24 protein-coding genes and 1 riboswitch are annotated in these 23709 nt (G+C 66.0%); of the genes, 12 read left to right on the top strand and 12 right to left on the bottom strand.

The genetic code is table 11. From position 1 onward, the window contains the following. Positions 1-59 precede the first annotated feature (59 nt). Positions 60-1754 carry an aspartate-alanine antiporter gene (aspT, locus tag FAZ69_RS07190; RefSeq protein ID WP_136893257.1) on the bottom strand — a complete coding sequence of 565 codons (1695 nt, stop codon included), beginning with the start codon at positions 1752-1754 and terminating at the stop codon, positions 60-62. Positions 1755-2203: 449 nt separating this feature from the next. On the opposite strand from aspT, the gene FAZ69_RS07185 reads away from it, so the two are divergent. After that, a complete protein-coding gene (locus FAZ69_RS07185) occupies positions 2204-3178 on the top strand; it encodes a LysR family transcriptional regulator (protein ID WP_136893256.1) in 975 nt (324 codons plus the stop codon). Positions 3179-3210: 32 nt separating this feature from the next. Further along, positions 3211-4206 carry a 2-hydroxyacid dehydrogenase gene (locus FAZ69_RS07180; protein WP_136893255.1) on the top strand — a complete coding sequence of 332 codons (996 nt, stop codon included), beginning with the start codon at positions 3211-3213 and terminating at the stop codon, positions 4204-4206. A gap of 19 nt (positions 4207-4225) precedes the next feature. Here FAZ69_RS07180 and FAZ69_RS07175 read toward each other — a convergent pair whose 3' ends face one another. Continuing rightward, the gene (locus FAZ69_RS07175) at positions 4226-4702 is read right to left on the bottom strand and encodes a plasmid fertility inhibition factor family protein (RefSeq protein ID WP_136893254.1); all 477 of its coding nucleotides are present in this window, start codon (positions 4700-4702) and stop codon (positions 4226-4228) included. A gap of 161 nt (positions 4703-4863) precedes the next feature. Here FAZ69_RS07175 and FAZ69_RS07170 point away from each other — a divergent pair, with 161 nt between their 5' ends. The 4 genes from FAZ69_RS07170 (at position 4864) to FAZ69_RS07155 (ending at position 10125) form a co-directional block, all read left to right on the top strand. Continuing rightward, positions 4864-5667, top strand: coding sequence for a crotonase/enoyl-CoA hydratase family protein (locus FAZ69_RS07170; RefSeq protein ID WP_136893253.1), 804 nt, complete (start codon positions 4864-4866; stop codon positions 5665-5667). 214 nt (positions 5668-5881) lie between these two features. After that, positions 5882-7054 (top strand): MFS transporter, encoded by a 1173-nt coding sequence (locus FAZ69_RS07165; protein ID WP_136893252.1) that lies wholly within the window; start codon positions 5882-5884, stop codon positions 7052-7054. 58 nt (positions 7055-7112) lie between these two features. Continuing rightward, positions 7113-8297: an MFS transporter gene (locus FAZ69_RS07160; protein ID WP_136893251.1), complete on the top strand. Its 1185-nt coding sequence runs from the start codon at positions 7113-7115 to the stop codon at positions 8295-8297. Positions 8298-8436: 139 nt separating this feature from the next. Then, positions 8437-10125: a PQQ-binding-like beta-propeller repeat protein gene (locus tag FAZ69_RS07155; protein WP_136893250.1), complete on the top strand. Its 1689-nt coding sequence runs from the start codon at positions 8437-8439 to the stop codon at positions 10123-10125. Between the two features lie 43 nt (positions 10126-10168). Here FAZ69_RS07155 and fahA read toward each other — a convergent pair whose 3' ends face one another. Then, positions 10169-11479: a fumarylacetoacetase gene (gene fahA, locus FAZ69_RS07150; protein ID WP_136893249.1), complete on the bottom strand. Its 1311-nt coding sequence runs from the start codon at positions 11477-11479 to the stop codon at positions 10169-10171. Positions 11480-11561: 82 nt separating this feature from the next. Next, a complete protein-coding gene (hmgA, locus tag FAZ69_RS07145) occupies positions 11562-12884 on the bottom strand; it encodes a homogentisate 1,2-dioxygenase (RefSeq protein ID WP_136893248.1) in 1323 nt (440 codons plus the stop codon). A gap of 313 nt (positions 12885-13197) precedes the next feature. Here hmgA and FAZ69_RS07140 point away from each other — a divergent pair, with 313 nt between their 5' ends. Together FAZ69_RS07140 and FAZ69_RS07135 are read left to right on the top strand one after the other, a co-directional pair. Next, complete coding sequence (locus FAZ69_RS07140) at positions 13198-14016, top strand: EAL domain-containing protein (RefSeq protein WP_136893247.1); 819 nt, start codon at positions 13198-13200, stop codon at positions 14014-14016. A 15-nt stretch (positions 14017-14031) separates the two neighbouring features. After that, a complete protein-coding gene (locus tag FAZ69_RS07135) occupies positions 14032-15222 on the top strand; it encodes an acyl-CoA dehydrogenase (RefSeq protein WP_136893246.1) in 1191 nt (396 codons plus the stop codon). Between the two features lie 49 nt (positions 15223-15271). Here FAZ69_RS07135 and FAZ69_RS07130 read toward each other — a convergent pair whose 3' ends face one another. Beyond that, entirely contained in the window at positions 15272-15910 is a 639-nt protein-coding gene (locus tag FAZ69_RS07130; protein ID WP_136893245.1) for a peroxiredoxin, read from the bottom strand. Between the two features lie 306 nt (positions 15911-16216). Between FAZ69_RS07130 and FAZ69_RS07125 the strand changes: the two genes are divergently transcribed. The 3 genes from FAZ69_RS07125 (at position 16217) to FAZ69_RS07115 (ending at position 17549) form a co-directional block, all read left to right on the top strand. Continuing rightward, positions 16217-16519 carry an ElaB/YgaM/YqjD family protein gene (locus tag FAZ69_RS07125; protein WP_136893357.1) on the top strand — a complete coding sequence of 101 codons (303 nt, stop codon included), beginning with the start codon at positions 16217-16219 and terminating at the stop codon, positions 16517-16519. 131 nt (positions 16520-16650) lie between these two features. Next, positions 16651-17040 (top strand): phage holin family protein, encoded by a 390-nt coding sequence (locus FAZ69_RS07120; protein WP_136893244.1) that lies wholly within the window; start codon positions 16651-16653, stop codon positions 17038-17040. A gap of 38 nt (positions 17041-17078) precedes the next feature. After that, positions 17079-17549, top strand: a complete 471-nt coding sequence (locus FAZ69_RS07115; RefSeq protein WP_136893243.1) for a DUF3318 domain-containing protein — start codon at positions 17079-17081, stop codon at positions 17547-17549. A 27-nt stretch (positions 17550-17576) separates the two neighbouring features. Here the strand turns inward: FAZ69_RS07115 and FAZ69_RS07110 are convergent, their stop codons facing one another. From FAZ69_RS07110 to glyA, 7 genes are all read right to left on the bottom strand, one after another. Continuing rightward, positions 17577-18032 (bottom strand): type IV pilin protein, encoded by a 456-nt coding sequence (locus FAZ69_RS07110; RefSeq protein ID WP_255451521.1) that lies wholly within the window; start codon positions 18030-18032, stop codon positions 17577-17579. Continuing rightward, positions 18029-18469 carry a pilus assembly PilX family protein gene (locus FAZ69_RS07105; RefSeq protein ID WP_136893241.1) on the bottom strand — a complete coding sequence of 147 codons (441 nt, stop codon included), beginning with the start codon at positions 18467-18469 and terminating at the stop codon, positions 18029-18031. Before FAZ69_RS07105 ends, FAZ69_RS07110 begins: the two co-directional genes overlap by 4 nt. 104 nt (positions 18470-18573) lie before the next feature. After that, positions 18574-19413 carry a PilW family protein gene (locus FAZ69_RS07100; protein ID WP_304571688.1) on the bottom strand — a complete coding sequence of 280 codons (840 nt, stop codon included), beginning with the start codon at positions 19411-19413 and terminating at the stop codon, positions 18574-18576. A gap of 7 nt (positions 19414-19420) precedes the next feature. Then, the gene (locus FAZ69_RS07095) at positions 19421-19855 is read right to left on the bottom strand and encodes a type IV pilus modification PilV family protein (RefSeq protein WP_136893240.1); all 435 of its coding nucleotides are present in this window, start codon (positions 19853-19855) and stop codon (positions 19421-19423) included. After that, positions 19852-20424, bottom strand: a complete 573-nt coding sequence (locus FAZ69_RS07090) for a GspH/FimT family pseudopilin (RefSeq protein ID WP_136893239.1) — start codon at positions 20422-20424, stop codon at positions 19852-19854. The genes FAZ69_RS07095 and FAZ69_RS07090 overlap by 4 nt, the downstream gene beginning before the upstream one ends. A 159-nt stretch (positions 20425-20583) precedes the next feature. Beyond that, positions 20584-21066 carry a transcriptional regulator NrdR gene (nrdR, locus tag FAZ69_RS07085; RefSeq protein ID WP_136893238.1) on the bottom strand — a complete coding sequence of 161 codons (483 nt, stop codon included), beginning with the start codon at positions 21064-21066 and terminating at the stop codon, positions 20584-20586. 6 nt (positions 21067-21072) lie between these two features. Continuing rightward, positions 21073-22320, bottom strand: coding sequence for a serine hydroxymethyltransferase (glyA, locus tag FAZ69_RS07080; protein ID WP_136893237.1), 1248 nt, complete (start codon positions 22318-22320; stop codon positions 21073-21075). A 168-nt stretch (positions 22321-22488) separates the two neighbouring features. After that, positions 22489-22589, bottom strand: a riboswitch (ZMP/ZTP riboswitch). Between the two features lie 331 nt (positions 22590-22920). Between glyA and ydfG the strand changes: the two genes are divergently transcribed. Further along, positions 22921-23667 carry a bifunctional NADP-dependent 3-hydroxy acid dehydrogenase/3-hydroxypropionate dehydrogenase YdfG gene (gene ydfG, locus FAZ69_RS07070; RefSeq protein ID WP_136893236.1) on the top strand — a complete coding sequence of 249 codons (747 nt, stop codon included), beginning with the start codon at positions 22921-22923 and terminating at the stop codon, positions 23665-23667. Positions 23668-23709: the final 42 nt, after the last annotated feature.

The raw sequence follows: 23709 nt of genomic DNA, 5'->3' as shown, positions 1-23709 counted from the left end.
CTCTTCGTAGTTGAAGAAATCCGGCGAGCGCGCGGCCCGGCCTGACCGGCCGCCGTCGGCTACAGGTGCAGCGCACGCAAGCTGCTTCCGAAACCGACGACGACCGGCCCCGCGAGCGGCAGCAGGACGTTCGAAAGCGCGTACGTGATGGTGTAGCCGATGACGGGCGTCGAATTGCCGGCGGCCCCCACGAGCGCGCTGATCGCCGGCGTACTGCACTGCTGCCCGGCGATCGCGCCGAGCAGCATCGGCGCGTCGAGCTTCAGGAGCGCGCGGCCGATGCAAAGCGACAGGAGCCCGGGGACGAGCACCATCAGCACGCCGATCGCAGGCAGCGCGAGACCGTACTGGTGCACGAGCGCGAGCGCATCCGGTCCGGCCGACAGGCCGACTGCGGCGATGAAAGTGCCAAGTCCGAAGTCCTTCAGGATTTGTGCGGCAGCCGACGGCAGCGAGCCGATCAGCGGACGGCGGGAGCGCAGCCAGCCGAAGAGGAGTCCCGAGAGAAGACACCCGCCGCCCGTGCCGAGCGTAAGCGCCACGCTGCCGATGCGTGCGCTCAGGTGGCCGAGGGCCATGCCTGCGAGCACGCCCATGCCGAGCAGCACGAAGTCGGTCTTGTCGGTCGCCGGCAGCGCATAGCCGAGCAGCGAGGCGCCGCGCTCGACGTCGTCCGGCGCGCCGACGAGCGTGAGCACGTCGCCGCGGTTCAGCTCCGTGCCGGGCAGTGCGGGGATGGTGTTCCCGATGCGCGTGACGGCGGAGATGAAGACGCCGCGCCCTTCTTCAGGCTCGGCACGCTCGCGGATCTGCGCGACGGTCAGGCCGTGCGCCTCGGCGCGCGTCAGGACCACGTCGAGCCGCTGCGTATGGAAACCGGCGGCATCCTTGCCCGCGAGCTCCTCGCCGATCGCGTCCGCCGCCTCGACCAGCGCCTCGCGGCGGCCGACCAGCACCACGTGATCGCCCGTCTCCAGCATGAGCGCGGGCTCGACTTCGAGCGCCGCGGTCTTGCGCAGGACGCCCTCGACCGCGAGGTTGTAGCCGTAGCGCGCTTCGAGCTCGCCGATCGTGATGCCCGCGGCCGGGCCGACGCGGAACTCGCGCCCAACGAGCGACGGCGCCGCGACGCGCTGACCGTTCTCGAGCGCGCCGTCGCCGCCGAGCTTGCGCCACAGCCGCTCGGCTTCGGCGCGCAAGTCGATGCGCAGGATCAGCGGCGCGAACTGGCTGGTGAACAGCACGATCGTGATAAGCCCGAACAGGTAGCTGACGCTATAGGCCGTCACGACGTTGGCCTGCAGCCGCGCCGTTTCCACGGCGGGCAGGCCGAGCCGCCCGATCGCCTCGGACGCCGTGCCGATCACCGCCGATTCGGTCGCCGCACCGGCCAGGAGCCCGGCTGCGGTGCCCTGGTCCAGGCCGAGCAGCACGATGGCGGCGAACACCAGCGCCAGCACGGTCGAGACCTCAATCAGCGAAAGCAATCCGTAGCGCCAGCCACGGCCGACATTGGCGAAGAATTGCGGGCCGCCGGTAAATCCGAGCGCGAAAATGAATACCGCGAATGCAATGTTCTTCAGGTCGGGACTAATGCGGGCGCCGGTTTGCCCCAGCACCAGCGCGACAATCAGAGTGCCGCATACTCCCCCGAGCTGAATCGGCCCGATTTTGAACGAACCGATTAGATAGCCTAGCGCGAGGCTGGCGAATAAAGCAAATTCCGGCTGATTCCTGAGTAATTCGCCAATCATTTCAGGTGCTCTCCGCGACACTGACAATTCGAATCAGCCATCCGCCAGATTAACCGGCCAGTCACATGCCGGGACAGGCAAGACTGAATGCAGGCGGCCCCCGGTGACGCAAATTAATTCTCGAATTTGGTAAGACTTATCGCGGCAAAATATATACAGAGCAGTATGCACATCCACCGCAGAATGGCCCCTGGCGCGCATATCAGCGTACTACCTGTCTATCTTTTCTTTGCGGATCTCAATGGAATTACGCGCGCTTGCGCTCGATTTCCCTCGACATCTTTAGTAGATAGGGCGTAATTGTCAATCTGGTTTTAAGATAGTGTCAACGTGATTTTTTTGCATTCGCTTGCCCATTGACGGAAGAACAAATTACTGCGGCAATACGGCGTTTCAGGGAATCTTTGCTTGACTCAGTCGATCAAATAGCCAGACTATTTATTAAAGCCATGAATCAAATTCAAGCCATGCGAGTCTTTGTAAGAGTCGCGGAGTCGAGGAGCTTTCGCCGTGCTGCCCGCCAATTTGAAGTCTCGAATGCGTTTGTCACGCGCTGCATCGCAATGCTCGAGTCGCATTTGAATACGCGACTTATCAACCGGACTACCCGAAATCTTTCGCTGACCGAAGCCGGACTCCGTTATCTGGAAGGCTGCCGCTCGATGCTCGAAGAGCTCGATCAGCTCGACGCGACGGTGGCGAGCGCCGAGCACGGGCCGAGCGGGACGCTGCGCGTGGCCGTCTCGGCGGCGCTGTCGCCGTTATGGGTCACGCCGCTCATCGACGGCTTCCGCAGGCGCTATCCGTCGGTCAAGATCCGCCTGACGCTCGCGGAACACCAGGCCGATCTCGCGGGCGACAGCTTCGACGTCGGTATCGTGACGGCCTTTCGCCCGCACGACGATGCGTTCGTCGAGCACCCGCTCGGCGTTCACGCGCTCGTCGCCTGCGCTTCACCCGCCTACCTCGCTCAGCATGGAAACCCCGCCACGCCGCGCGAACTGTCGCGGCATGCGTTCGTCGCGCTGCCCGCCGACCAGCACGAGCCGACTTGGCGCCTGAAGGACCGCGACGCCCACGTGCACGAGGTCATGCTGCCGCCCGTCTACACGGTCAACAGCGCGCCGATGGTGCGCCTCGCCGCGCTCGCCGGAATGGGCATCGCGATCTTGCCGATTCCTTTTGTCGCGGACGACTTTGCCGCAGGTGACCTGAAGCGCATCATGGAGGAGTACGAGATCGACGCCCCGGAAGCGAAGGTGTCGATCGTCTATCCGGAGCGCCAGTTCCTGCCCGCGAAAACGCGCAGCTTCATCGACTTCACGCTCGAGCATTTCGGCCACGGCGAAGCAGTCGATCCGCAGCGCGCAAGCACCGCGCGAATGGCAGCGCCGTTTCAGCAAATGTCGGGCGTGCCGTCGTAGCGCGGCCCGCCTCCAAGAAAGGGAGACACACCGTGCGTGTGATCTTGTTCAGCAGCCGCCAGTACGACCGCGATACGTTCAACGAAGCCAACGCCGCATTCGGCTATCGATTGCATTTCCAGGAATCGCAGCTCGATGCCGAGACGGCGATCCTCGCGCACGGTTACGAAGTGGTGTGCCCGTTCGTCAACGACATCGTCGATGCGACCGTCCTCGAAAAGCTCGCGGACGGCGGCACGCGCCTCGTCGCGCTGCGCTCCGCGGGCTTCAATCACATCGATCTGGCGGCAGCGATGCGGCTTGGCATCACCGTCGCGCGTGTGCCGGCCTACTCGCCGCACGCGGTTGCGGAGCACGCCGTCGGCATGATCCTCGCGCTGAACCGGCGCCTGCCGCGCGCGGTCGCGCGCACGCGCGAAGGCGACTTCTCGCTGAACGGCCTGCTCGGCTTCGATCTCCACGGCAAGACGGTGGGCGTAGTCGGCACGGGCGTGATCGGCTGCACCTTCGGCCGGATCATGGCCGGCTTCGGCACCAGGCTGCTCGCCTACAGCCCGCCCAAGCCCGCCGAGGAAATGCTCGCGCTCGGCGCGCGCTACGTGCCGCTCGACGAGCTGCTCGCCGAGTCCGACATCGTGAGCCTGCACTGCCCGCTGTTGCCGGAGACTCACCACATGATCGACGAGCGCGCACTCGCGCGCATGAAGCGCGGCGCGATGCTGATCAATACGGGGCGTGGCGGACTCGTGGAAAGCAACGCGCTCGTCGGCGCGCTCAAGAGCGGACACCTCGGGCATCTCGGGCTCGACGTGTACGAGGAAGAAGGCGGGCTGTTCTTCGAGGACCATTCGAACAACCTGCTGCAGGACGACGTGCTCGCCCGCCTGCTGACGTTTCCGAATGTGATGATCACGGCGCACCAGGCGTTCTTCACGCGCGAGGCGCTGATGCAGATCGCCCGCACGACGCTCGGCAACGCGCGCGACTGGCACGACGGGGCGCCGCGCAATGTGGTGCGGGAAGCGTAGCGATTGCCTGCCTGAGGCGTCACGCCCCGCAAAGGCTGATCAGGAGCTCGGCCTCGCGCTCCGCCACTTCGACCGGAAACGTCTCGGCGCCCGCGTAGGCCATGTAGCGAGCCCGATGCTGTCCGTTGCGGAACGCGACCACCCCCTCGTGCTCGATCCCGATCCAGCCCAGCAGGCCGCGCCTGCGGCGCTGAGTAATCGTCACGTAAGGCATTTCCGGAATGCGCGCGTTGGCCGGATCGAGAAACTCGCGGATCCCCCTGACCTTGCCCGCGTGCCAATCGTCGACGCCCCTCAGCACGTAGTCCGTATCGTCGCGGTTCGCGCATTGCAGCAGCTTCTCGGCGTTGACCATCACGACCTGATGCCGCGTGCCGTCGTCGATGAACACGCGCTTCAGGCGCACATGGTCGTAGTGCGGATGGCGTCGCAGCGCGACGATCCAGACCGGCTCGGCGCCGACGGCGACTTCCAGATGAGGTTCGGGGGATAACATGACAGACACTCGAAAAGCCGCGCTTCGCACTGTTGGAACAGTGCCCGCTTAAAAATGGCGTTGCAGCCTAGCAAGGCACCGTTACAGGCCTATGACAGTTTAGGCCCGTTGCTGGCGCATAACAGCCTCAAGTGGGCGCCGGAGCACAAGGAGACCCCATCATGACCGAGCATTTCAGCGATTACGTCCGGCTCGAAGCTCAGGAATCCCTGGCAACAATCGTGCTGGACCGGCCGGAGCGCCGCAATGCAGTCGACCGGCCGACCGCCGACGCCCTGCGCGCCGCCTTCGCACGGTTCGAGAGCGAGCCTCGCTGGCGCGCCGCCGTGCTGTTCGGCGCCGGCGGGACGTTCTGCGCCGGCGCGGACCTCACCGCGCTCAACGACGACGCGCGCCGCAACGAACTCCATGAGGACGGCAGCGGCCCGGGTCCGATGGGACCGACGCGCATGACCTTCACGAAGCCGGTCATCGCGGCGATCGCCGGACACGCGGTCGCAGGCGGCCTCGAACTCGCCGCGATGTGCGACTTGCGCGTCGTCGAGGAAGACGCCGTGCTCGGCGTCTTCTGCCGCCGCATCGGCGTGCCGCTCATCGATGGCGGCACGATCCGGCTGCCCCGGCTGATCGGCCTGTCGCGGGCGCTGGACCTGATCCTGACGGGACGCCCCGTCGATGCCGCCGAAGCGCTCTCGATTGGCCTCGCGAACCGCGTGGTGCCGACGGGCACGGCGCGCGCGGCGGCCGAAGCGCTCGCCGCGCAACTCGCGGCGTTCCCGCAGGCCGCGCTCGCCGCCGACCGCCGCTCGGCGCTCGAAAACAGCGCGCTCGACGACTTGGCCGAAGCGTTGCGCCGCGAAAGCGCGGGCGGCTATCGGGCGGTGTTCGACGAAGGGCTCGCAGGCGCGGCGCGCTTCGCCGAGGGCGCCGGGCGGCACGGGCAATCGGACGGCGGCGCCAGCTGACCGCTACCGCGCGAGCCACACCGCCGCCCCGCGCACGTCCGGCCGCCCGCAATGCCCCGTCCCGCCGAGGTTTCGGCATCGTTGCAACAGTCCTCGTTGCGCCACAACACGCCAATATCGGTTTAGGTAGAATCCCCTACTTGTTTTCCCTAGCCGGCGCTCGCGCTCTCGTTCCGAAACGCGCGCCGGCGGGTTCTGCCTGAATTATCCCGCCATGCCGCTGCCCCTTCTCGCCCTCGCTGTCGCCGCGTTTGGAATCGGTACCACCGAGTTCGTCATCATGGGGCTCCTGCCCAACGTCGCGCAAGATCTCGACGTCTCCATCCCGGCAGCCGGCATGCTCGTCTCGGGCTACGCGCTCGGCGTCACCGTCGGGGCGCCGATCCTCGCGATCGCCACCTCGCGCATGCCGCGCAAGAAAGCGCTGATGAACCTGATCGGCGTGTTCATCGTCGGCAACCTGCTGTGCGCGGTCGCGCCGCACTACGCGGTGCTGATGGCCGCGCGCGTCGTCACCGCGTTCTGCCACGGCGCGTTCTTCGGGATCGGCTCGGTGGTCGCGGCCGGCCTCGTCGCGCCGAACCGCCGTGCGCAGGCGATCGCGCTGATGTTCACGGGTCTCACGCTCGCCAACGTGCTCGGCGTGCCGCTCGGCACCGCGCTCGGCCAGGAATACGGCTGGCGCGCGACGTTCTGGGCCGTGACGGGCATCGGCATCCTCGCCGCGTTCGCGCTGGCCGCCTGCCTGCCCGCCGAGCTCGAGATGCAGGAGACGAGCCTCATGCGCGAGTTCAGCGTGCTCAAGGACCCGCAAGTGCTGATGGTGCTCGGCATCAGCGCGCTCGCGTCGGCGAGCCTGTTCTCGGTCTTCACCTACATCACGCCGATCCTCGAGGACGTGACGGGCTTCACGCCGCACTCGGTCACTCTCGTGCTGCTGCTCTTCGGGCTCGGCCTGACGGTGGGCAGCACGCTCGGCGGCAAGCTCGCCGACTGGCGGCTCATGCCCTCGCTCGTCGCCTTCCTGCTCGCCATCGCCGTGGTGCTGACGATCTTCGCCGGCACGATGCACTCGGCCTATCCGGCGATGGCGACGATCTTCTTCTGGGGCGTGCTCGCGTTCGCAATCGTGCCGCCGCTGCAGATGCTGATCGTCCATCGGGCGAGTCATGCGCCGAACCTGGCCTCGACGCTCAATCAAGGCGCGTTCAACTTCGGCAATGCGACGGGCGCCTGGCTCGGCGGGATGGCGATCGGCTCGGGCGCGCCGCTGACCTCGCTGCCGTGGGTCGGCGTAGCGATGGCGGCCGCGGCGCTCGCGCTGACGGTGTGGTCGGCGCAGCTCGAGCGGCGCACACGGCGCCTGCCGGCGGGCGCGGCGACTTGAGGACGGGAGTGCGCGGTTGCGGCAGCTGTCGCGCCGCCCCGTAGTAGCATCCCGTCCGATGAAAACCGTCCTGACCCGCGACTTCCTCGCCTTGATCCTCTCCGTGGCCGTCGTCGGCCTCGGCACCGGCGCGACGCTCCCGCTCACCGCCCTCGCACTCACGCAAGCCGGCTACGGCACCGACGTCGTCGGCCTTCTCACCGCCGCGCAGGCCGGCGGCGGTCTGCTGGTCGTGCCGCTCGCTGGCCGCATCGCCACGCGTTTCGGCGGACGCCAGGTGATCGTCGCGGCCGTGCTCACCGTCGCGTGCGCGACCGCGCTGATGCAGTTCACCGCCAATCTCGCCGTCTGGGCCGTGCTGCGCGTGCTGTGCGGCGCGGCGCTGATGCTGCTCTTCACGATCGGCGAAGCGTGGGTCAACCAGCTCGCCAACGACGCCACGCGCGGACGCGTCGTCGCGATCTACGCCACGAACTTCACGCTGTTCCAGATGGCGGGCCCCGTGCTCGTCAGCCAGATCGCCGGCTTCGACACCTGGCGCTTCCTGCTGTGCGGCGCGATCTTCCTGCTCGCACTGCCCGCCCTTGCGGCGATCCGCCGGGCGTCGATCCGCAAGACCCCGCTCGCCCACGGCGAGCCCCACGCCTCGGGCGACTGGCGACGCGTGCTGCCGCGCATGCCCGCCATCGTCATCGGCACCGCGTTCTTCGCGCTATTCGACACGCTCGCGCTGTCGCTGCTGCCGCTCTTTGCGATGGCCCACGGCGTGTCGAGCGGGGTCGCCGTGCTGTTCGCCTCCGCGCTGCTGCTCGGCGACACCACGCTGCAATTTCCGATCGGCTGGCTCGCCGACCGTCTCGGCCGCGAGCGCGTGCACGCGGGCGCGGCGGTCGTCGTGGTCGCGCTGCTGCCGATGCTGCCATGGGCCATCGAGCATCCGTGGCTCTGCTGGCCGCTGCTCTACGTGCTCGGCGCGGCGGCGGGCAGCATCTACACGCTCTCCATCGTCGCTTGCGGCGAGCGCTTTCGCGGCGCCGCGCTGGTGTCGGCAAGCTCGCTCGTCGGGGCTTCGTGGAGCGTCGCCAGCTTCGGCGGCCCGCTCATCGCCGGCCCGCTGATGCGCGAAACCGGCGCCAATGCGCTGATCGCCGTGCTGACCGCGAGCGCACTCGCGTTTCTCGCCGCCGCGCTCTGGGAGCGGCGGCGCAGCTCCCGCCAAAGCTTCCCTCTTTCCCGCCAATAGGCGGCGGCCGCCATGCGTGCCGGCGCCGCGGCGGGATAATCGATCTCGATCGGCAAACGGCAGGCGGAGTCATCCGCGTCCGGCTGTTTTCGCGGACGACAGGCTTGCGCTGGCCGCCGGAAAAAAGGGGGGAGCGCACATGAAACGCCCAGGTTGGATACAGCGCGCACTCGCGCTCGTGATCGTCGCGATCTTCGCCAATTGCAGCGGCGGAGGCGGCGGAGGCAGTTCGAGCTCATCTTCGAGCAGCGGCTCCAGTTCGGGTGCGGGTTCAGGTGCGGGTGCGGGGAGCGGTTCGGGCTCGGGCGGGTCGACAGCCATGGCCGTCGACGTCGCCACCTATCACAACGACATCGCGCGCACCGGGCAGCAGCTCCACGAGACGACGCTCACGCTCGCCAACGTGAATTCGGCGACCTTCGGCAAGATCGGCTTCGACACCACCGACGGCAAGGTCGACGCCGAGCCGCTCTATCTATCGCAAGTGTCGATCGCCGGCGGCACGCACAACGTGCTCTACGTCGCGACCGAGAACGCGAGCGTCTTCGCGTTCGACGCCGACAACGGCGCCGTGCTATGGGAAGTCTCGACGCTCGGCAAAAACGAGACGCCGAGCGACGACCTCGGCTGCACCCAGATCTCGCCGGAGATCGGCATCACGTCGACGCCCGTGATCGACCGCAGCAAAGGGCCGCATGGCGCGATCTATGTCGTCGCGATGTCGAAGGATTCATCGAGCAGCTACCACCAGCGCATCCACGCCCTCGACATCACCACGGGCGCCGAGCTGTTCGGCGGCCCGACGGAAATCAAAGCGTCCTATCCCGGCAACAGCACCAACGGCTCGGGCGGCACCCTCACCTTCAATCCGAAGCAATACGCGGAGCGCCAATCGCTGCTGGAACTGAACGGCATCATCTACACCGGCTGGACCTCACACTGCGACGTCCAACCGTACAACGGCTGGGTGATCGCCTACAGCGCCGACACGCTCTTGCAGACGAGCGTGCTGAACCTCACGCCGAACGGCACGGAAGGCTCGATCTGGATGAGTGGCACGGGGATGGCGTCCGACGGCCAGTCGATCTACTTCCTCGACGCGAACGGCACCTTCGACACCACGCTCACCGCGAACGGCTTCCCGTCGCTGGGCGACTACGGCAACGCGTTCCTGAAGCTCGGCACGACCAACGGCCTGACCGTCTCCGACTACTTCAACACGTCGAACACGGTGGCCGAGTCGCAGGCCGACGAAGATTTCGGCTCGGGCGGCGCGCTGGTGCTGCCGGACTTCACCGACACCAGCGGCAACGTCCACCATCTTGCGATCGGCGCGGGCAAGGACTCGATCATCTACGTCGTGAACCGCGATTCGATGGGCAAGTTCAACGCGAGCGCGAACAACATCTACCAGCAGATCAACGGGCAGCTCGTCGGTCCCGAGTTCGGCATGCCCGCCTACTTCAACAACACGATCTACTTCGGCTCGATCGGTGACAAGATCAAGGCGTTCCCGGTGACCAACGCGCAGGTGGCCACGGCTGCGTCGAGCCAGTCGCCCGAATCGTTCGGCACGCCAGGGGCGACGCCGAGCGTCTCGGCGAACGGGACTTCGAACGGGATCGTGTGGGTGGCGATGAACGGCAACATCGCCGGACTCTACGCGTACGACGCGAGCAATCTCTCGCACGAGCTCTACAACAGTACGCAGGCGGCGAATGCGCGCGACCAGTTCGGCCAGGGCAACAAGTTCATCACGCCGATGATCGCGAACGGGAAGGTGTACGTGGGGACGGCGACGGGGGTGGGGGTGTTCGGGTTGCTGTGAGGCCAGCGGGCGGGCCGCGATGATCCGCGGCCCGAGGTTGCGTTCATCGCGCGGGCAGGATCGTGCCCTCGCAAAGACCGAAGCCGACACGATATCCATCGCCCTGGCACCAGCCGGCGAGCGTCAGCGAATCGCCGTCCGCGATGAACGCGCGCGTGCCGCCGCTTGCCAGCTCGAGCGGCCGCTGGCCGTTCCAGGTCATCTCGAGCAGGCTCCCGAACGAGTCGGGAGTCGGCCCGCTGATCGTGCCCGAGCCCATCAAATCGCCGACGCGCGTGTTGCAGCCCGACACCGTGTGATGCGCAAGCTGCTGCGCCATCGTCCAGTACATGTGCTTGAAGTTGGTCCGCGCGATCGTCGACGCTTCCTTGGCATCGGCGGGACGCAGGCGCACTTCGAGTTCGATATCGAAGCCGTGGTCGCCGTCATGGCGCAGGTACGCAAGCGGTTCCGGCTCCTGCCTCGGCTGCGCGACGCGGAACGGCTCGAGCGCGTCGAGCGTGACGATCCATGGCGAGATCGTCGTCGCAAAGGTCTTCGCGTTGAACGGGCCAAGCGGTACGTATTCCCACTGCTGGATGTCGCGCGCGCTCCAGTCGTTCAGGAGCACCATGCCGAAGATGTGATCCTCCGCGTCGGCGCAGGCGATCGGCTCGCCGAGCGCATTGCCGCGCCCGACGATGAAGCCCGTCTCCAGCTCGATATCGAGCTTGCGGCACGCGCCGAACACGGGGCGCTCCTGATCCGGCAGCTTCAGTTGACCGTTCGGCCGGCGCACCGGCGTGCCGCTCGCCACCACTGACGACGCCCGTCCGTTGTAGCCGATCGGAATCTCCGACCAGTTCGGCAAGAGCGCGTTCTTCGGATCGCGAAACATCGAGCCGACGTTGGTCGCATGCTCTTTCGACGAATAGAAATCGGTATAGCCGGGAATCTCGACAGGCAGATGCAGCGTTGCGTCGGCCTGGGCGACGAGCGCGCGTGCGCGCAGCCCGGCGTCGTCGCGCAGCGTCGGGCAGTTGGCTTCGAGCAGCGCGCTCAGTTGAATCCGCACGCTGCGCCAGACGTCTCGGCCGAGCGCGATGAAGTCGTTCAGCGCAGGCTTCGCGAACACCGCGCCGCCTTGCGCCAGCGTCAGCTTGCCCGCCTCGGCCAGCGCGCTCAGATCGACGATCGCATCGCCGATCGCCACGCCGGCGCGCGGCGCCGGGTTGCGCGTGTCGCCGAAGATGCCGAACGGCAGGTTCTGGATCGGGAAATCGCTGTGCGCGTCGTTGGCCGATGCGAGCCAGCTCTTTCTCGACGCGTCGCGGGTGGCCTGAAGATCGGCCTGATCGGTGGAGATGCTGCTCATCGTGACGCCTCCCGCCGGGCCGCCCCAAGGGAGGCGTCCGCCCCCTTGGGGGGCAGCGAACATAAGTGAGCGTGGGGGTAGTTCATTTTGTCTCCGGGTTGAAGTGTTTCTTGAGGCCTTGCCAGCACTCGTAATAGTTCGCCTGCAATTGCGCGGTTTCGAGCGCGAACCGGGTCGGGCGGATCAGCGTGCGGGTCTCGAACATGAACGCCATCGTGTCGCCCACTTTGTGCGGCTTGCTCGTGTCGCCCACGGATGCCTTTTCGAACGTCTCCGCGTCCGGGCCGTGGCCCGACATGCAGTTGTGCAGGCTCGCGCCGCCCGGCAGGAAGCCCTCGGCCTTCGCGTCGTAGACGCCGTGCACGAGCCCCATGAACTCGCTCGCGACGTTGCGGTGATACCAGGGCGGGCGGAACGTGTCCTCGGCCGCGAGCCAGCGCGGCGGGAAGATCACGAAGTCGATCGTATCGACGCCCGGCGTGTCGCTTTGCGCCTGCAGCACGAGGAAGATCGACGGGTCCGGGTGGTCGTAGCTGATCGAGCCGATCGTATTGAAGCGGCGCAGGTCGTACTTGTACGGCGCGTAGTTGCCGTGCCAGGCGACGACGTCGAGCGGCGAATGGCCGATGTCCGCGCGCCACAACAAGCCGTTCAGCTTCGCGACCAGTTCGAACGCGCCTTCCCGGTCTTCATAGGCCGCATGTGGCGTGAGGAAGTCGCGCGGGTTCGCGAGACCGTTCGAGCCGATCGGCCCGAGATCGGGCAGACGCAAGAGCGCCCCGAAGTTCTCGCAGATATAGCCGCGCGCGCGGCCGTCCGGCAGCGCGACGGCAAAGCGCACGCCGCGCGGAATCACAGCGATCTCGAACGGCTCGATGTCGATGCGGCCCATCTCGGTCGCGATCTGCAGACGCCCCTCCTGCGGGACGATCAGCAGCTCGCCGTCGGCGTTGTAGAAGAAGCGGTCCGTCATCGAGCGGTTCGCCGCGTACAGGTGGATCGCGCAGCCGCTCATCGCGTCGGCCGAGCCGTTGCCGGCCATCGTCACCCAGCCGTCGATGAAGTCGGTCGGCTCGGCCGGCATCGGCAGCGGGTCCCAGCGCAACTGGTTGGGCGGCGTCGGCGGCGCGTCGTGGAAGCTCGCGACCAGCTTGTGCGACGCGATCGGCGTGAACGGCTGATGCACGGCCGCCGGGCGGATCCGGTACAGCCACGAGCGCCGGTTGTGGCCGCGCGGCGCGGTGAAAGCAGTGCCCGAGAGCTGCTCGGCGTAGAGCCCGTAAGGCGCGCGCTGCGGCGAATTGCGGCCGCTCGGCAAGGCGCCCGGCAGCGCTTCGGTCGCGCACTCGTTCGCGAAGCCGGGCTGGTAGCCGGGCTCGATTTCGTGGCGAGAGGAAATTGACATGTCGTGTCTCCTGTCGACCAGAGTTCGCGCTTCAGCGCGTTACTCTGGTCCCATGCAAAGTTGTGGATTCCGTCCGGAACAGGTGCGAGAGGCGCGTCGCCAGAAACAGGAACGCGCCGCCTTCCATCGAGAATTTACGCATAGTAAAACCAATTACGTATAGTTAAATTAACGTAAACCCTGAGGACTTGAGGAAACACCCCAGATCGATATGCGTATTTTTTCCAAGACAGGGACGTGCAGACTGCTACCATCAATGAATGCGGCGCGTTGCCGCACTTAGCGCCCCCCGCCACCGCCCCCACCGTCCCCAATGATTCCGTCGACCATTCCCGCGCTCGTCGCCCATGCCGCCGGCCATCCGTTTCTCGGCCAGCATCTGAGGATGGGTGAAGGCGAATACAGCGGCATGGCCTGCGCGCGGTTTCGCAACTGCGAGATCGGCAGCGCCTACGAGCCGATCTTCGACGTCAGCATGCACGGCATCCCGCAGACGCTGACGTCGTCGCCCGACAGCGCCGACCGCTTCGGCGACGAACTGGGCTTCCAGGCGATCACGCAGCGGCTCGACGGCACGGCCTTCGAGCCGTTCGACGCCGTCGCCGACGACCATGAGCTCGTCGCGCTGGACCGTCTATCTCGCGCGCTCCACGCGATCAACTTCTTCGGCGGACAGCGGCACGGGCTTCTGTTCCTGCGCGTCCACGAGCGATTGCTGAAAAGCGTGAAGTACGACCACGGCCGGCACTTCTCCTCGGTGCTGATCTCGTTTGGGCTGAACCCGGCGCGGGTCGTGATCGAGCTGCCGAGCGTCGCGGTCGCGCACCGGACGTTTCTCGGCTATCTGACGAAGAGCTACCAGCTCTACGGATTCAAGGTGGCGGGAAATTTGCCGAACGCGGGACACATCCTGTCGGTATCGGACATGGCCCGGCTCGATTTCATCAAGATGGACGCCGGCCTGGCGCTAAGGGATGCGATGGTGAAGCCGCTCGTCGGCTACGCGAACCGGCTGCGCATTCCGCTCATTTTCAGCCGCGTCGCGGATGAAGCGCAGTTCGATGCGCTTCAGCAATACGACGTGCGCTTCGTGCAGGGGCCGCTGTTCGCGACGCACGACCGGGCGCTTTGAGACAGGAGAGACGCCATGGCCGACGCCGCCCAGTTCCATTGGGACGACCCGCTGCTGCTGAACCAGCAACTCACCGAAGACGAGCGCATGGTGCGCGACGCCGCAGCGGCGTACGCGCAGGACAAGCTCCTGCCGCGCGTCACCGAGGCGTTCCGCCACGAGCGCACCGACGTCGGGATCTTCCGCGAGATGGGCGAGCTCGGTCTCCTCGGGCCGACGATCCCCGAGCAGTACGGCGGCCCAGGTCTGAACTACGTGAGCTATGGGCTGATCGCGCGCGAAGTGGAGCGCGTCGATTCGGGCTACCGGTCGATGATGTCGGTGCAGTCGTCGCTCGTGATGGTGCCGATCCACGAGTTCGGCTCGGACGCGCAAAAGGCCAAGTACCTGCCCAAGCTCGCGACGGGCGAATGGATCGGCTGCTTCGGCCTCACCGAGCCCGACCACGGGTCCGATCCGGGCAGCATGGTCACGCGCGCGAAGAAAGCGGACGGCGGCTACTCGCTGTCCGGCTCGAAGATGTGGATCACGAACTCGCCGATCGCCGATGTGTTCGTCGTCTGGGCGAAGCTCGAGGAAGACGGCCGCGACACGATCCGCGGCTTCATTCTCGAAAAGGGCTGGAAGGGGCTCTCCGCTCCGGCGATCCACGGCAAGGTGGGCCTGCGCGCGTCGATCACCGGCGAGATCGTGCTCGACGAAGTGTTCGTCCCCGGCGAGAACCTGCTGCCGGACGTGAGCGGCCTGCGCGGCCCGTTCACCTGCCTGAACTCGGCGCGCTACGGCATCGCCTGGGGCGCGCTCGGCGCGGCGGAAGCCTGCTGGCATACCGCGCGGCAGTACGTGCTCGACCGCAAGCAGTTCGGCCGCCCGCTCGCCGCCAACCAGCTGATCCAGAAAAAGCTCGCCGACATGCAGACCGAAATCACGCTCGGCCTGCAGGGCGTGCTGCGCCTGGGACGGATGAAGGACGAAGGCACCGCGGCCACCGAGATCACGTCGATCATGAAGCGCAATTCGTGCGGCAAGGCGCTCGACATCGCGCGGCTCGCGCGTGACATGCTCGGCGGCAACGGCATTTCCGACGAATTCAACGTCGCGCGCCACCTGGTGAACCTGGAGGTCGTCAACACGTACGAGGGCACGCACGATATCCATGCGCTAATCCTCGGACGTGCCCAAACCGGAATTCAGGCGTTCTTCTGACCCGGGCTCGATCGGAGGCGGCGGATGCGCACATCCGCCGCGCGCCGCATCACTTGTTCGGCTGCGGCGTGAGCCGCAAGTACGGCCGCAGCGCCTTGTAGCCCTTCGGAAACTTCTGCTTGATGACGTCCTCGTCCTTCAGCGACGGCACGATCACGACGTCGTCGCCCTGCTTCCAGTTGCCGGGCGTCGCCACCTGATAGTTGTCGGTCAGCTGCAGCGAATCGATCACGCGCAGCACTTCGTCGAAATTGCGGCCGGTGCTCGCCGGATACGTGATGACGAGCCGCACCTTCTTCTTCGGATCGATGACGAACAGCGAGCGCACCGTCAGCGTCTCGTTCGCATTCGGGTGAATCATGTCGTAAAGCTGAGAGACCTTGCGGTCGCCGTCGGCGAGGATCGGGAAGCCGACGCTCGCGGCCTGCGTCTCGTTGATGTCCTTGATCCACTCGACGTGCGATTCGGCGCTGTCGACCGACAGCGCGATCGTCTTGACATTGCGCGTCTCGAATTCGCTCGCGAGCTTGGCGGTCAAGCCAAGTTCCGTCGTGCAAACAGGGGTGAAATCGGCCGGGTGCGAGAACAGCACGCCCCAGCTGTCGCCGAGCCATTCGTGGAACTTGATGTGGCCGATGCTTGATGCCTGTTCGAAATCGGGTGCGATGTCGCCAAGACGTAGACTCATGAAGGCTCCTTGAGGAATGAAAAGACCGCGTGCGGAAGATACGGGCGACGGTCTTGAAAATGCCGAATATACAAAACACGGCAAGCACGGCGAACGATTATTCCGTCACATCGACATGATTTTTTGTAATTTTCCACATATTTGAGAGAAACTTTTCGGGTCGCATCAACTCCATCCAGACCATGCCCGAGCTGACGGAATAGGCCGGCAGCCGTGGAACAGTTCGTGCACGAACCGCGCGCCGTGCTCGCCAGCCGCCGCTTCTTTGGTTACGATGCTCGCGTGGCACGACAAAAGGGAGCTGTAATGTCAGAAGTCAACAAGGAGAGATTGATGTCCGATATCAAAACCGTTCTCGCGGACGCCGAGGATCTGCTGAAACAAGCCGCGAGCGCTACGGGCGAGCGTGCGTCGGAGCTGCGCGAGACCGCGCTCAGCCGCCTCAAGCAGGCCAAGGAGAAGGCGGCAGACGTACAGGTCGTCGTCGTCGAAAAAGGCAAGAAAGCCGTGCGCGCCACCGACGACTACGTCCACGAGCATCCGTGGACATCCATCGGCATCGCTGCCGGCGTCGGCGTGCTGATCGGCCTCTTGATCAATCGCAAGTAACGGCCAAGCGGGCCAACGCCTGCCAGGCAAGCCGAACCATCGGACGGACTGCCTGAACCTTCGGCGAGCCGGCGCACCGACTGCCGGTCGCCTTCTCTTGCCGCAACCGCGGCAAGCATCGCGCACAAGCCATGCCAAACCAAGAAACACAATCGCAAGCCGCACAACATGGGCCCCTGCGCAGCATGCTGAGCTCCGTGTTTGCGCTGCTGCAGACGCGGCTCGAATTGCTCGGGATCGAACTCGCGGAGGAAAAGGAACGCCTGCTCGCGGTGCTCTTTCTCGGCCTCGCCGCGATGATGCTGGGCATGATGGCGCTCGTCAGCCTGACCGTGCTGATCGCGATCGCGTTCTGGGACACCTATCGCTGGCAAGCGCTCGCAGGCATCACGATCGTCTACGCGCTGGCTGCCATGGTTTGCGCGCTGCGGGCACGCGCCGGGCTGCGTGAAGCGCCTGTCGTCTTCGAGGGCCTGCTCGAGGAGTTCGAGAAAGACCGCGAAGCGTTTCGCAAACGGTAAGCGCAAGCTCCCGCCAACTTGAATCGAAACCCCCGTCCATGAGCCAGACCCGTCCGGATTCCACGGTTCGCCGCCAGCGCGGCCGTTCGAAAGACTTGAGTGCGCCGCAATTGCGCGCGGTCCGCAAGGAAATCCTGCTGTTGCGAGCGGATGTCGAGCGCGCCGAACTCAGGCAGGCGACTGCGGATCTGCGCCGCAGCGTATCGAACTTCAGCTGGCTCAAGCTGCTCGTGCCGGGCTTCGGCAGCAAGCAACGCGGCGGCAAGGGCTTCAACGCGAGCCTGAGCGAACTCGTCGCGCAGCATCCGCTCGTCAGCTCGATCGCGTCGATGGTGCTCGCCAAGCCCTTGCGCGGCGCCTTGAAGCATGGCGTGAAGCCCGCGCTGAAGTGGGGCGGCCTCGGTCTCGCGCTCTGGGAAGCCTATCGAATCTGGCGGCACATCAAGCAAGACAGGCCTGACCGGAGCGAAACCGACGGCAACGACGAGGACGCTGTCTCCTCTTCCTAGTCCCGCCTACGGCGCCAGCACTTCAATTCAACGCGTGTACCAGCAATCGCTTGCGAGCCGTGTGCCGTCGTAAGCGGCGGACCGGTTCGATCGCGCGCCGCTGGCATCCAGCGTGTATGCGCCACACGCGTCGTCGCCCATCGGGCCTGTAGGTAAAGGCCTCGCCTCTATCGTATAGCCTCCGTTACTGTCGTTTCCTGGCAAGACTCGCAACCGGTAAATCGCCGTTCCGTACGGCGGCGCCTGATCGAGTCCTGCTGGCAAAGCAGCCTCTCCTCCTGCGAATGCGCTCGCTTCGACGAACTGTGCCGCACGATAAACCGCAGCGGCCGCATCGATTCGATGACCGCGCGCGACATGGCTCCGGTACGACGGCACCGCGTACGCTGCCAGAATCGCGACGATCGCCAGCGCGACGACCAGTTCGATCATCGTGAAGCCGTGGCTGCAGTGGCAATTCGAGCGTTTCGAACCGGCCGTCACGATGGCCGCGCGACGATACGCCGCCAGTGGATTTCCGTCATCGCCCCCTCCTCAAAAACGATTTCACGCTGCAACCAGGCCTGCGTTGCCTCGGCTGCCCCAAAGCCGCGCGCTGTCAGCAGATACGCCTGCACATGCGGACGGCTTGCGAGCTGCCACGCTTCGATCAGGCACTGCGGCGCTCTTGCCGAACCGGGCCACGGCGTGCGCGGTGTAAAGGCAAATGGTCCATCGAATGTATTTCTGCGCCTCCATTCGACCGGCTCCTGCTCGACTGCAGGCATGACCGGCGCCACGCCGGCACGCAGCGCACGGGTGCAGAGCGCAAGCACTCCATCGGCGGCGTGGAACGCTTGCAGATAGTCATGCATGTTGGCGGTGCGCCGGAGGTTCGCGGTCGACGTTTCGAGCCATGCCGCGGACGTCGCGAGCATCATCGAAGAGATCGCGAGGACGACCGGGAGCGCCGCGCCCGAGCGCTTTCGGCGTGCGTTCGCACGCGTCCAGGCGAACGGCCGGTTCGTCGGGCCCGACGCGCGCATCACAGCGGCACCGCTTCGTTATTGCGCAGCGCAATCCGCCTTGCAAACGCCCGGCGCGCTCGCCTGTCGGCAGCGAGCACTGTCGCGCCGTCGCAATCGACATATCGCACACGCGGCCGCGTCGGCGCACCCCGCGTGAGCACGCACAAATCAACCGCGACGACACGGCTCCATTGGTCTGCAGCAACGCGGTTCGCGTCGACGGACGTCGTGGCGCCTCGAAGCCAATACCTGATTCTCAATCGCTCGATGCCCTCCACCAGCGGCTGCCCGACTCCAGATCGGCCGTTGCCTTCGCAGTAGAGCTCCGGCTCGCCGGTCGAGGCGCTGAGCCGGGCGTAGTAGCGATTGACGATCAGTTCGGCCGCGCCGGAAGCGCCCACGCCCTGCCCCAGACAGTCAGTCGCCTGCCCCGAAGCAGTCGGCCAGGTCGATACCGCGTCGCCGACGTAGCGCACGGCGATTCCATCCGAGCCGCTTGCAAGCGGCTCGCAGTTCGGCACGCCGCCCGCGCCCACGGGCCGCGCGCCGGAACAGCCGAACAGCGACGGTGTTGCCGCCCAAGCGCCGGTCTGCTCAGACGCACCCCGTGGCGGGGTATCCGCGGACACGAAGCCGGCCATGTGCACCTGCTGGCCGATCAGCGTCAGCGCAGTCATGCCTGCATCGCTCATCGACGCTTCATCGGCCGCCTGCGCGAACGCTTGGCGCTGCGACCGATACAGCGACACCGCCCCACCGATCACGACGAGGCCCAGCATCATCGCGATCAGGAGTTCGAGCAGCGTATGGCCGCGTCGCGACTGCTTGAGCTGCTGAATGTGTTTCATCAGGTGCATAGCGGCCTCACTGTGCGAGCCGCACGAAGGTGATCGATGCGCACGACATTTCCCCGGCAGCGGCCCCCGCCACCGTTTTGCACGTCCCCTGCCCAGCCGGCGTCCCCCGCGAATCTTCTCGCAGTGCATCCCAGCGCACGATCGACATCGAGAGACCGTCGCCAAGCTCTTGGAACCGGACATCCCCACGGTGCAGCATGCTCGCGGCATGGACATTCCATTGGGCCAGCGTCACGGACTCCGGCGTCGAGCCGCGCGCCGCCTCGACGAGCGAATCCGCAATCAGCGCCGCGCGCTCGCGCATCGCGACGGCATTTTCGCGGCGCGCCATCGAGAGCTGGGCGGATATCACGCCAAGCGCACTCACCGCCATCAGCGTGAGCGCGACCAGCACCTCGAGCAGCGTCCCGCCTCGCACCATGTGCCACGAGCGCTTGTTCATGCCGAACTCCCGCAACCGCCTTCGGTAAGCCGGGCGCGTCCGCCAGCCGCGATGCGGATGCAGCGCCGCCAGCCGCCGCGCATGTTTGCTCCGCTATGGCGTGGCGCCACTTCGAGACTCCGCAAGCCGCCGATCGCCTGCCCCGCCGGCGGCGTAAAAGCGATTTCGGAGGTGTTTCCCGTAATGGCTATCTCCGCTACGCGGGGCTGCATGCGCAAAACGGATGCTGCTGCATTGCCGTCGGTAGTCACGGCCCATCCGCACGACCAATCGAGCGCGCCGCCATCGCACGCAACCCGTGGCGCGAGACAACGGCGCGCGGCATCGATGCGGCATAGCGTGACGCGCACGCCGCGTCGAATCGCTTCGCTGCGCGCGTAGTTCAAGCTGGAAACGAGCACCCTCGCCCGCGCATCGACCTGATCCCGGATTCGCCAGGCGACGAACGACGGCGTAGCCATCACGGCCAAAAAGGCCATGATCACCGCGACAATCAACAGCTCCACCAGCGTAAAGCCGTCACAACCGCCCCTTCGTGACCGAGCAGGCACATTGAGCTTGCTTTGCATTCCAAAATTTTCCGGCTGTCCGCACGCAACCAATCTAGCGGCCGAGCGCCGGCCCCGCAATCGGCCATTCGGCCTAGTGGCGCGCGAGCGCCATCACGCGCAGGATGAGCGCGTCACGACGAGGAAACAGGGAGGAATGCGATGAAACGAGGCGAAAGATCAGCGCTTGCGCGACGATTTGGCAGGCGCAGCGGCCCGGCGGGCCTCTTCGATGATGTCGGCGAATTCGGAAACGTCTTCGAACTGCCGGTAAACAGAGGCGAAACGCACGTAGGCAATGGTGTCGAGCTGTCGCAGCTCGTTCATCACGAGTTCGCCGAGGCGGTCGCTCTTCACCTCGCGCTCGCCGCTGCCAAGAAGCTGGTATTCGACTCGGGCGACCGCCGCGTCGATCGCATCGGCCGCCACCGGACGCTTTCTCAACGCCAGTTGCATGCTCGCGGCGATCTTGCGGCGATCGAACTCCGTGCGGCTGCCGTCCTTCTTGACCACCACCGGCAACGCCAGCTCCACCCGCTCATACGTCGTAAAACGCTTGTCGCAGGCCGAGCAGCGGCGGCGCCGGCGAATCGCGGCGCCGTCCTCGGATACGCGCGAATCCACCACTTGCGTATCGTCGTGCCGGCAGAAGGGGCAGCGCATATGCGATCAGCGATAGACCGGGAAGCGCTTGGTCAGCTCGGCAACCTGTACGCGCACGCGTTCGATCGTCGCTGCGTCTTCGGGGTTGTCGAGGACGTCGGCGATCAGGTTGCCCACTTGCTCGGCTTCCTTCACGCCGAAGCCGCGCGTCGTCATGGCCGGCGAACCGAGGCGGATGCCGCTCGTGACGAACGGCTTTTCCGGATCGTTCGGGATCGCGTTCTTGTTGACGGTGATATGCGCCGCGCCGAGCGCCGCTTCCGCCGCCTTGCCCGTGATGTGCTTGGCGCGCAGGTCCACGAGCATCACATGGCTCTCGGTGCGGCCCGACACGATGCGCAGACCGCGCTTGACGAGCGTCTCCGCCAGCACGCGCGCGTTCTCGACGACCCGCTGCTGATATTCCTTGAATTCGGGCGACAGCGCTTCCTTGAATGCCACCGCCTTGGCCGCGATCACGTGCATCAGCGGACCGCCCTGGATGCCGGGGAAGATCGCCGAATTGATCGGCTTCTCGTACTCGGCCTTCATCAGGATCACGCCGCCGCGCGGACCGCGCAGGCTCTTGTGCGTCGTCGTGGTGACGAAATCGGCGTGCGGCACCGGGTTCGGGTAGACGCCCGCGGCGATCAGGCCGGCGTAGTGCGCCATATCGACCATCAGGTACGCGCCGACCGACTTCGCGATCTTCGCGAGGCGCTCGAAATCGATGCGCAGCGCAAACGCCGACGCGCCGGCGACGATCAGCTTCGGCTTGTGCTCCTGGGCGAGCTTCTCGGCAGCGTCGTAGTCGATGTCTTCGGCTGCGTTCAAGCCGTAGCTGACGACGTTGAACCACTTGCCCGACATGTTGACGGGCGAGCCGTGCGTCAGGTGGCCGCCTTCGGCGAGGCTCATGCCCATGATCGTGTCGCCCGGCTTGAGCATCGCGAAGAACACGCCCTGATTGGCCTGCGAGCCCGAGTTCGGCTGCACGTTCGCCGCTTCGGCGCCGAAGAGTTCCTTCACGCGATCGATTGCGAGCTGCTCGGCGACGTCGACGTATTCGCAGCCGCCGTAGTAGCGCTTGCCGGGGTAGCCTTCGGCGTACTTGTTGGTGAGCTGCGAGCCCTGGGCAGCCATCACGGCGGGGCTCGTGTAGTTTTCCGACGCGATCAGTTCGATATGCTCTTCCTGACGGTGGTTTTCCTGTTCGATCACCTTCCAGAGTTCGGGATCGACGTTGGCGATGGTGCTTTGGGCTCTGTCAAACATACGGGTTCCGTTGAATGTGTGCAGGTTGACCGGAGCGTGCGCGGATACGTACCGAACGTACGCTGCGCTGCTGGCGGCTGGGCCAGCCCTGACGTGGCGGATGAAAGCCTGAGGTTCCGTTACGCGGGGCGGGACAGCCGGCTGCAGCGCACACGACGGCGCGCGACTCTCAGCTGCCCAGGCGAACGGCAAAACGGCACCCTGCGCTTCACGGTGGGTGGCTCCACCTTGACCCCGAGGGGGTGCTATCGCCAGTCACGCAGGGATGAGCGCGTTAGTGTATTGGAAGCGCTTTGAATAGGCAACCGCATGACGCAAGCCCCTCCAGCAACCCTCCAGGCCCCTTTCCGCACGGGCTTTCCGGCTGATTCGAGGTCCGCCGGACGGTCTGGCGAAACCGCCCATCGGCGCTTTCCTCAGAGGCTTCCCGACAGCCGCCCAGGCTCCGCGACACACGCAATCGTTTGCGGATGCAACGGGACGGCGGACCGCATGTCGCCCACACCGTCCGTCAAAGGCCATTCTTGCCGCGGCGCCGCAATGGAAGTAGGCTCTCTAGCTTCCGTTTTCCCCATCCACCGACCCGACCAGGGAGCAGCAATGATCGTGTTCGTCACCGGCGCGTCCGCCGGCTTCGGCGCCGCCATCGCCCGCGCATTCGTCAAAGGCGGCCATCGCGTCGTCGCCACGGCGCGCCGCAAGGACCGTCTCGACGCGCTCGCAGCCGAGCTCGGCGCCGCCCTTCTGCCGTACGAGCTGGACGTGCGTGACCGTGCCGCCGTCGAAGCCGTGCCGGCCTCGCTGCCGGCCGAATTCGCGGCCGTCGACGTGCTCGTCAACAACGCCGGCCTCGCGCTCGGGCTCGAGCCGGCCCACCGCGCCAGCCTCGACGACTGGCACACCATGATCGACACCAACTGCGCCGGCCTCGTCACCGTCACCCGCGCGCTGCTGCCGGGCATGATCGAGCGCAATCGCGGCCATATCTTCAATCTCGGCTCCGTCGCCGCCAGCTACCCGTATCCGGGCGGCAATGTATACGGCGCGACCAAGGCCTTCGTACGGCAGTTCAGCCTCAACCTGCGCGCGGACCTCGCGGGCACCGCGCTGCGCGTCACCGACATCGAGCCGGGCCTGTGCGGCGGCACCGAATTCTCGAACGTGCGCTTCAGGGGCGACGACGAGAAGGCCGCGCGCGTCTACGAAAACGTCGAGCCGCTGACGGCCGAGGACATCGCCGATTCGATCTACTGGATCGCGACGCGCCCCAGGCACGTCAACATCAACACGATCGAGCTGATGCCGGTGGCCCAATCGTTCGCGGGACTTTCGATCCATCGGGGCTGAAGGAAAAGGAGCGGTGCCCGGCGTTTTGAGACGCCTTCGCGC

Origin of the sequence: Trinickia terrae (genome assembly GCF_005144415.1) — a bacterium.
Classification (GTDB): domain Bacteria; phylum Pseudomonadota; class Gammaproteobacteria; order Burkholderiales; family Burkholderiaceae; genus Trinickia_A; species Trinickia_A terrae.
The sequence above is the reverse complement of the archived record's forward strand: the minus strand, read 5'-3'. Positions and strand labels throughout refer to the sequence as shown.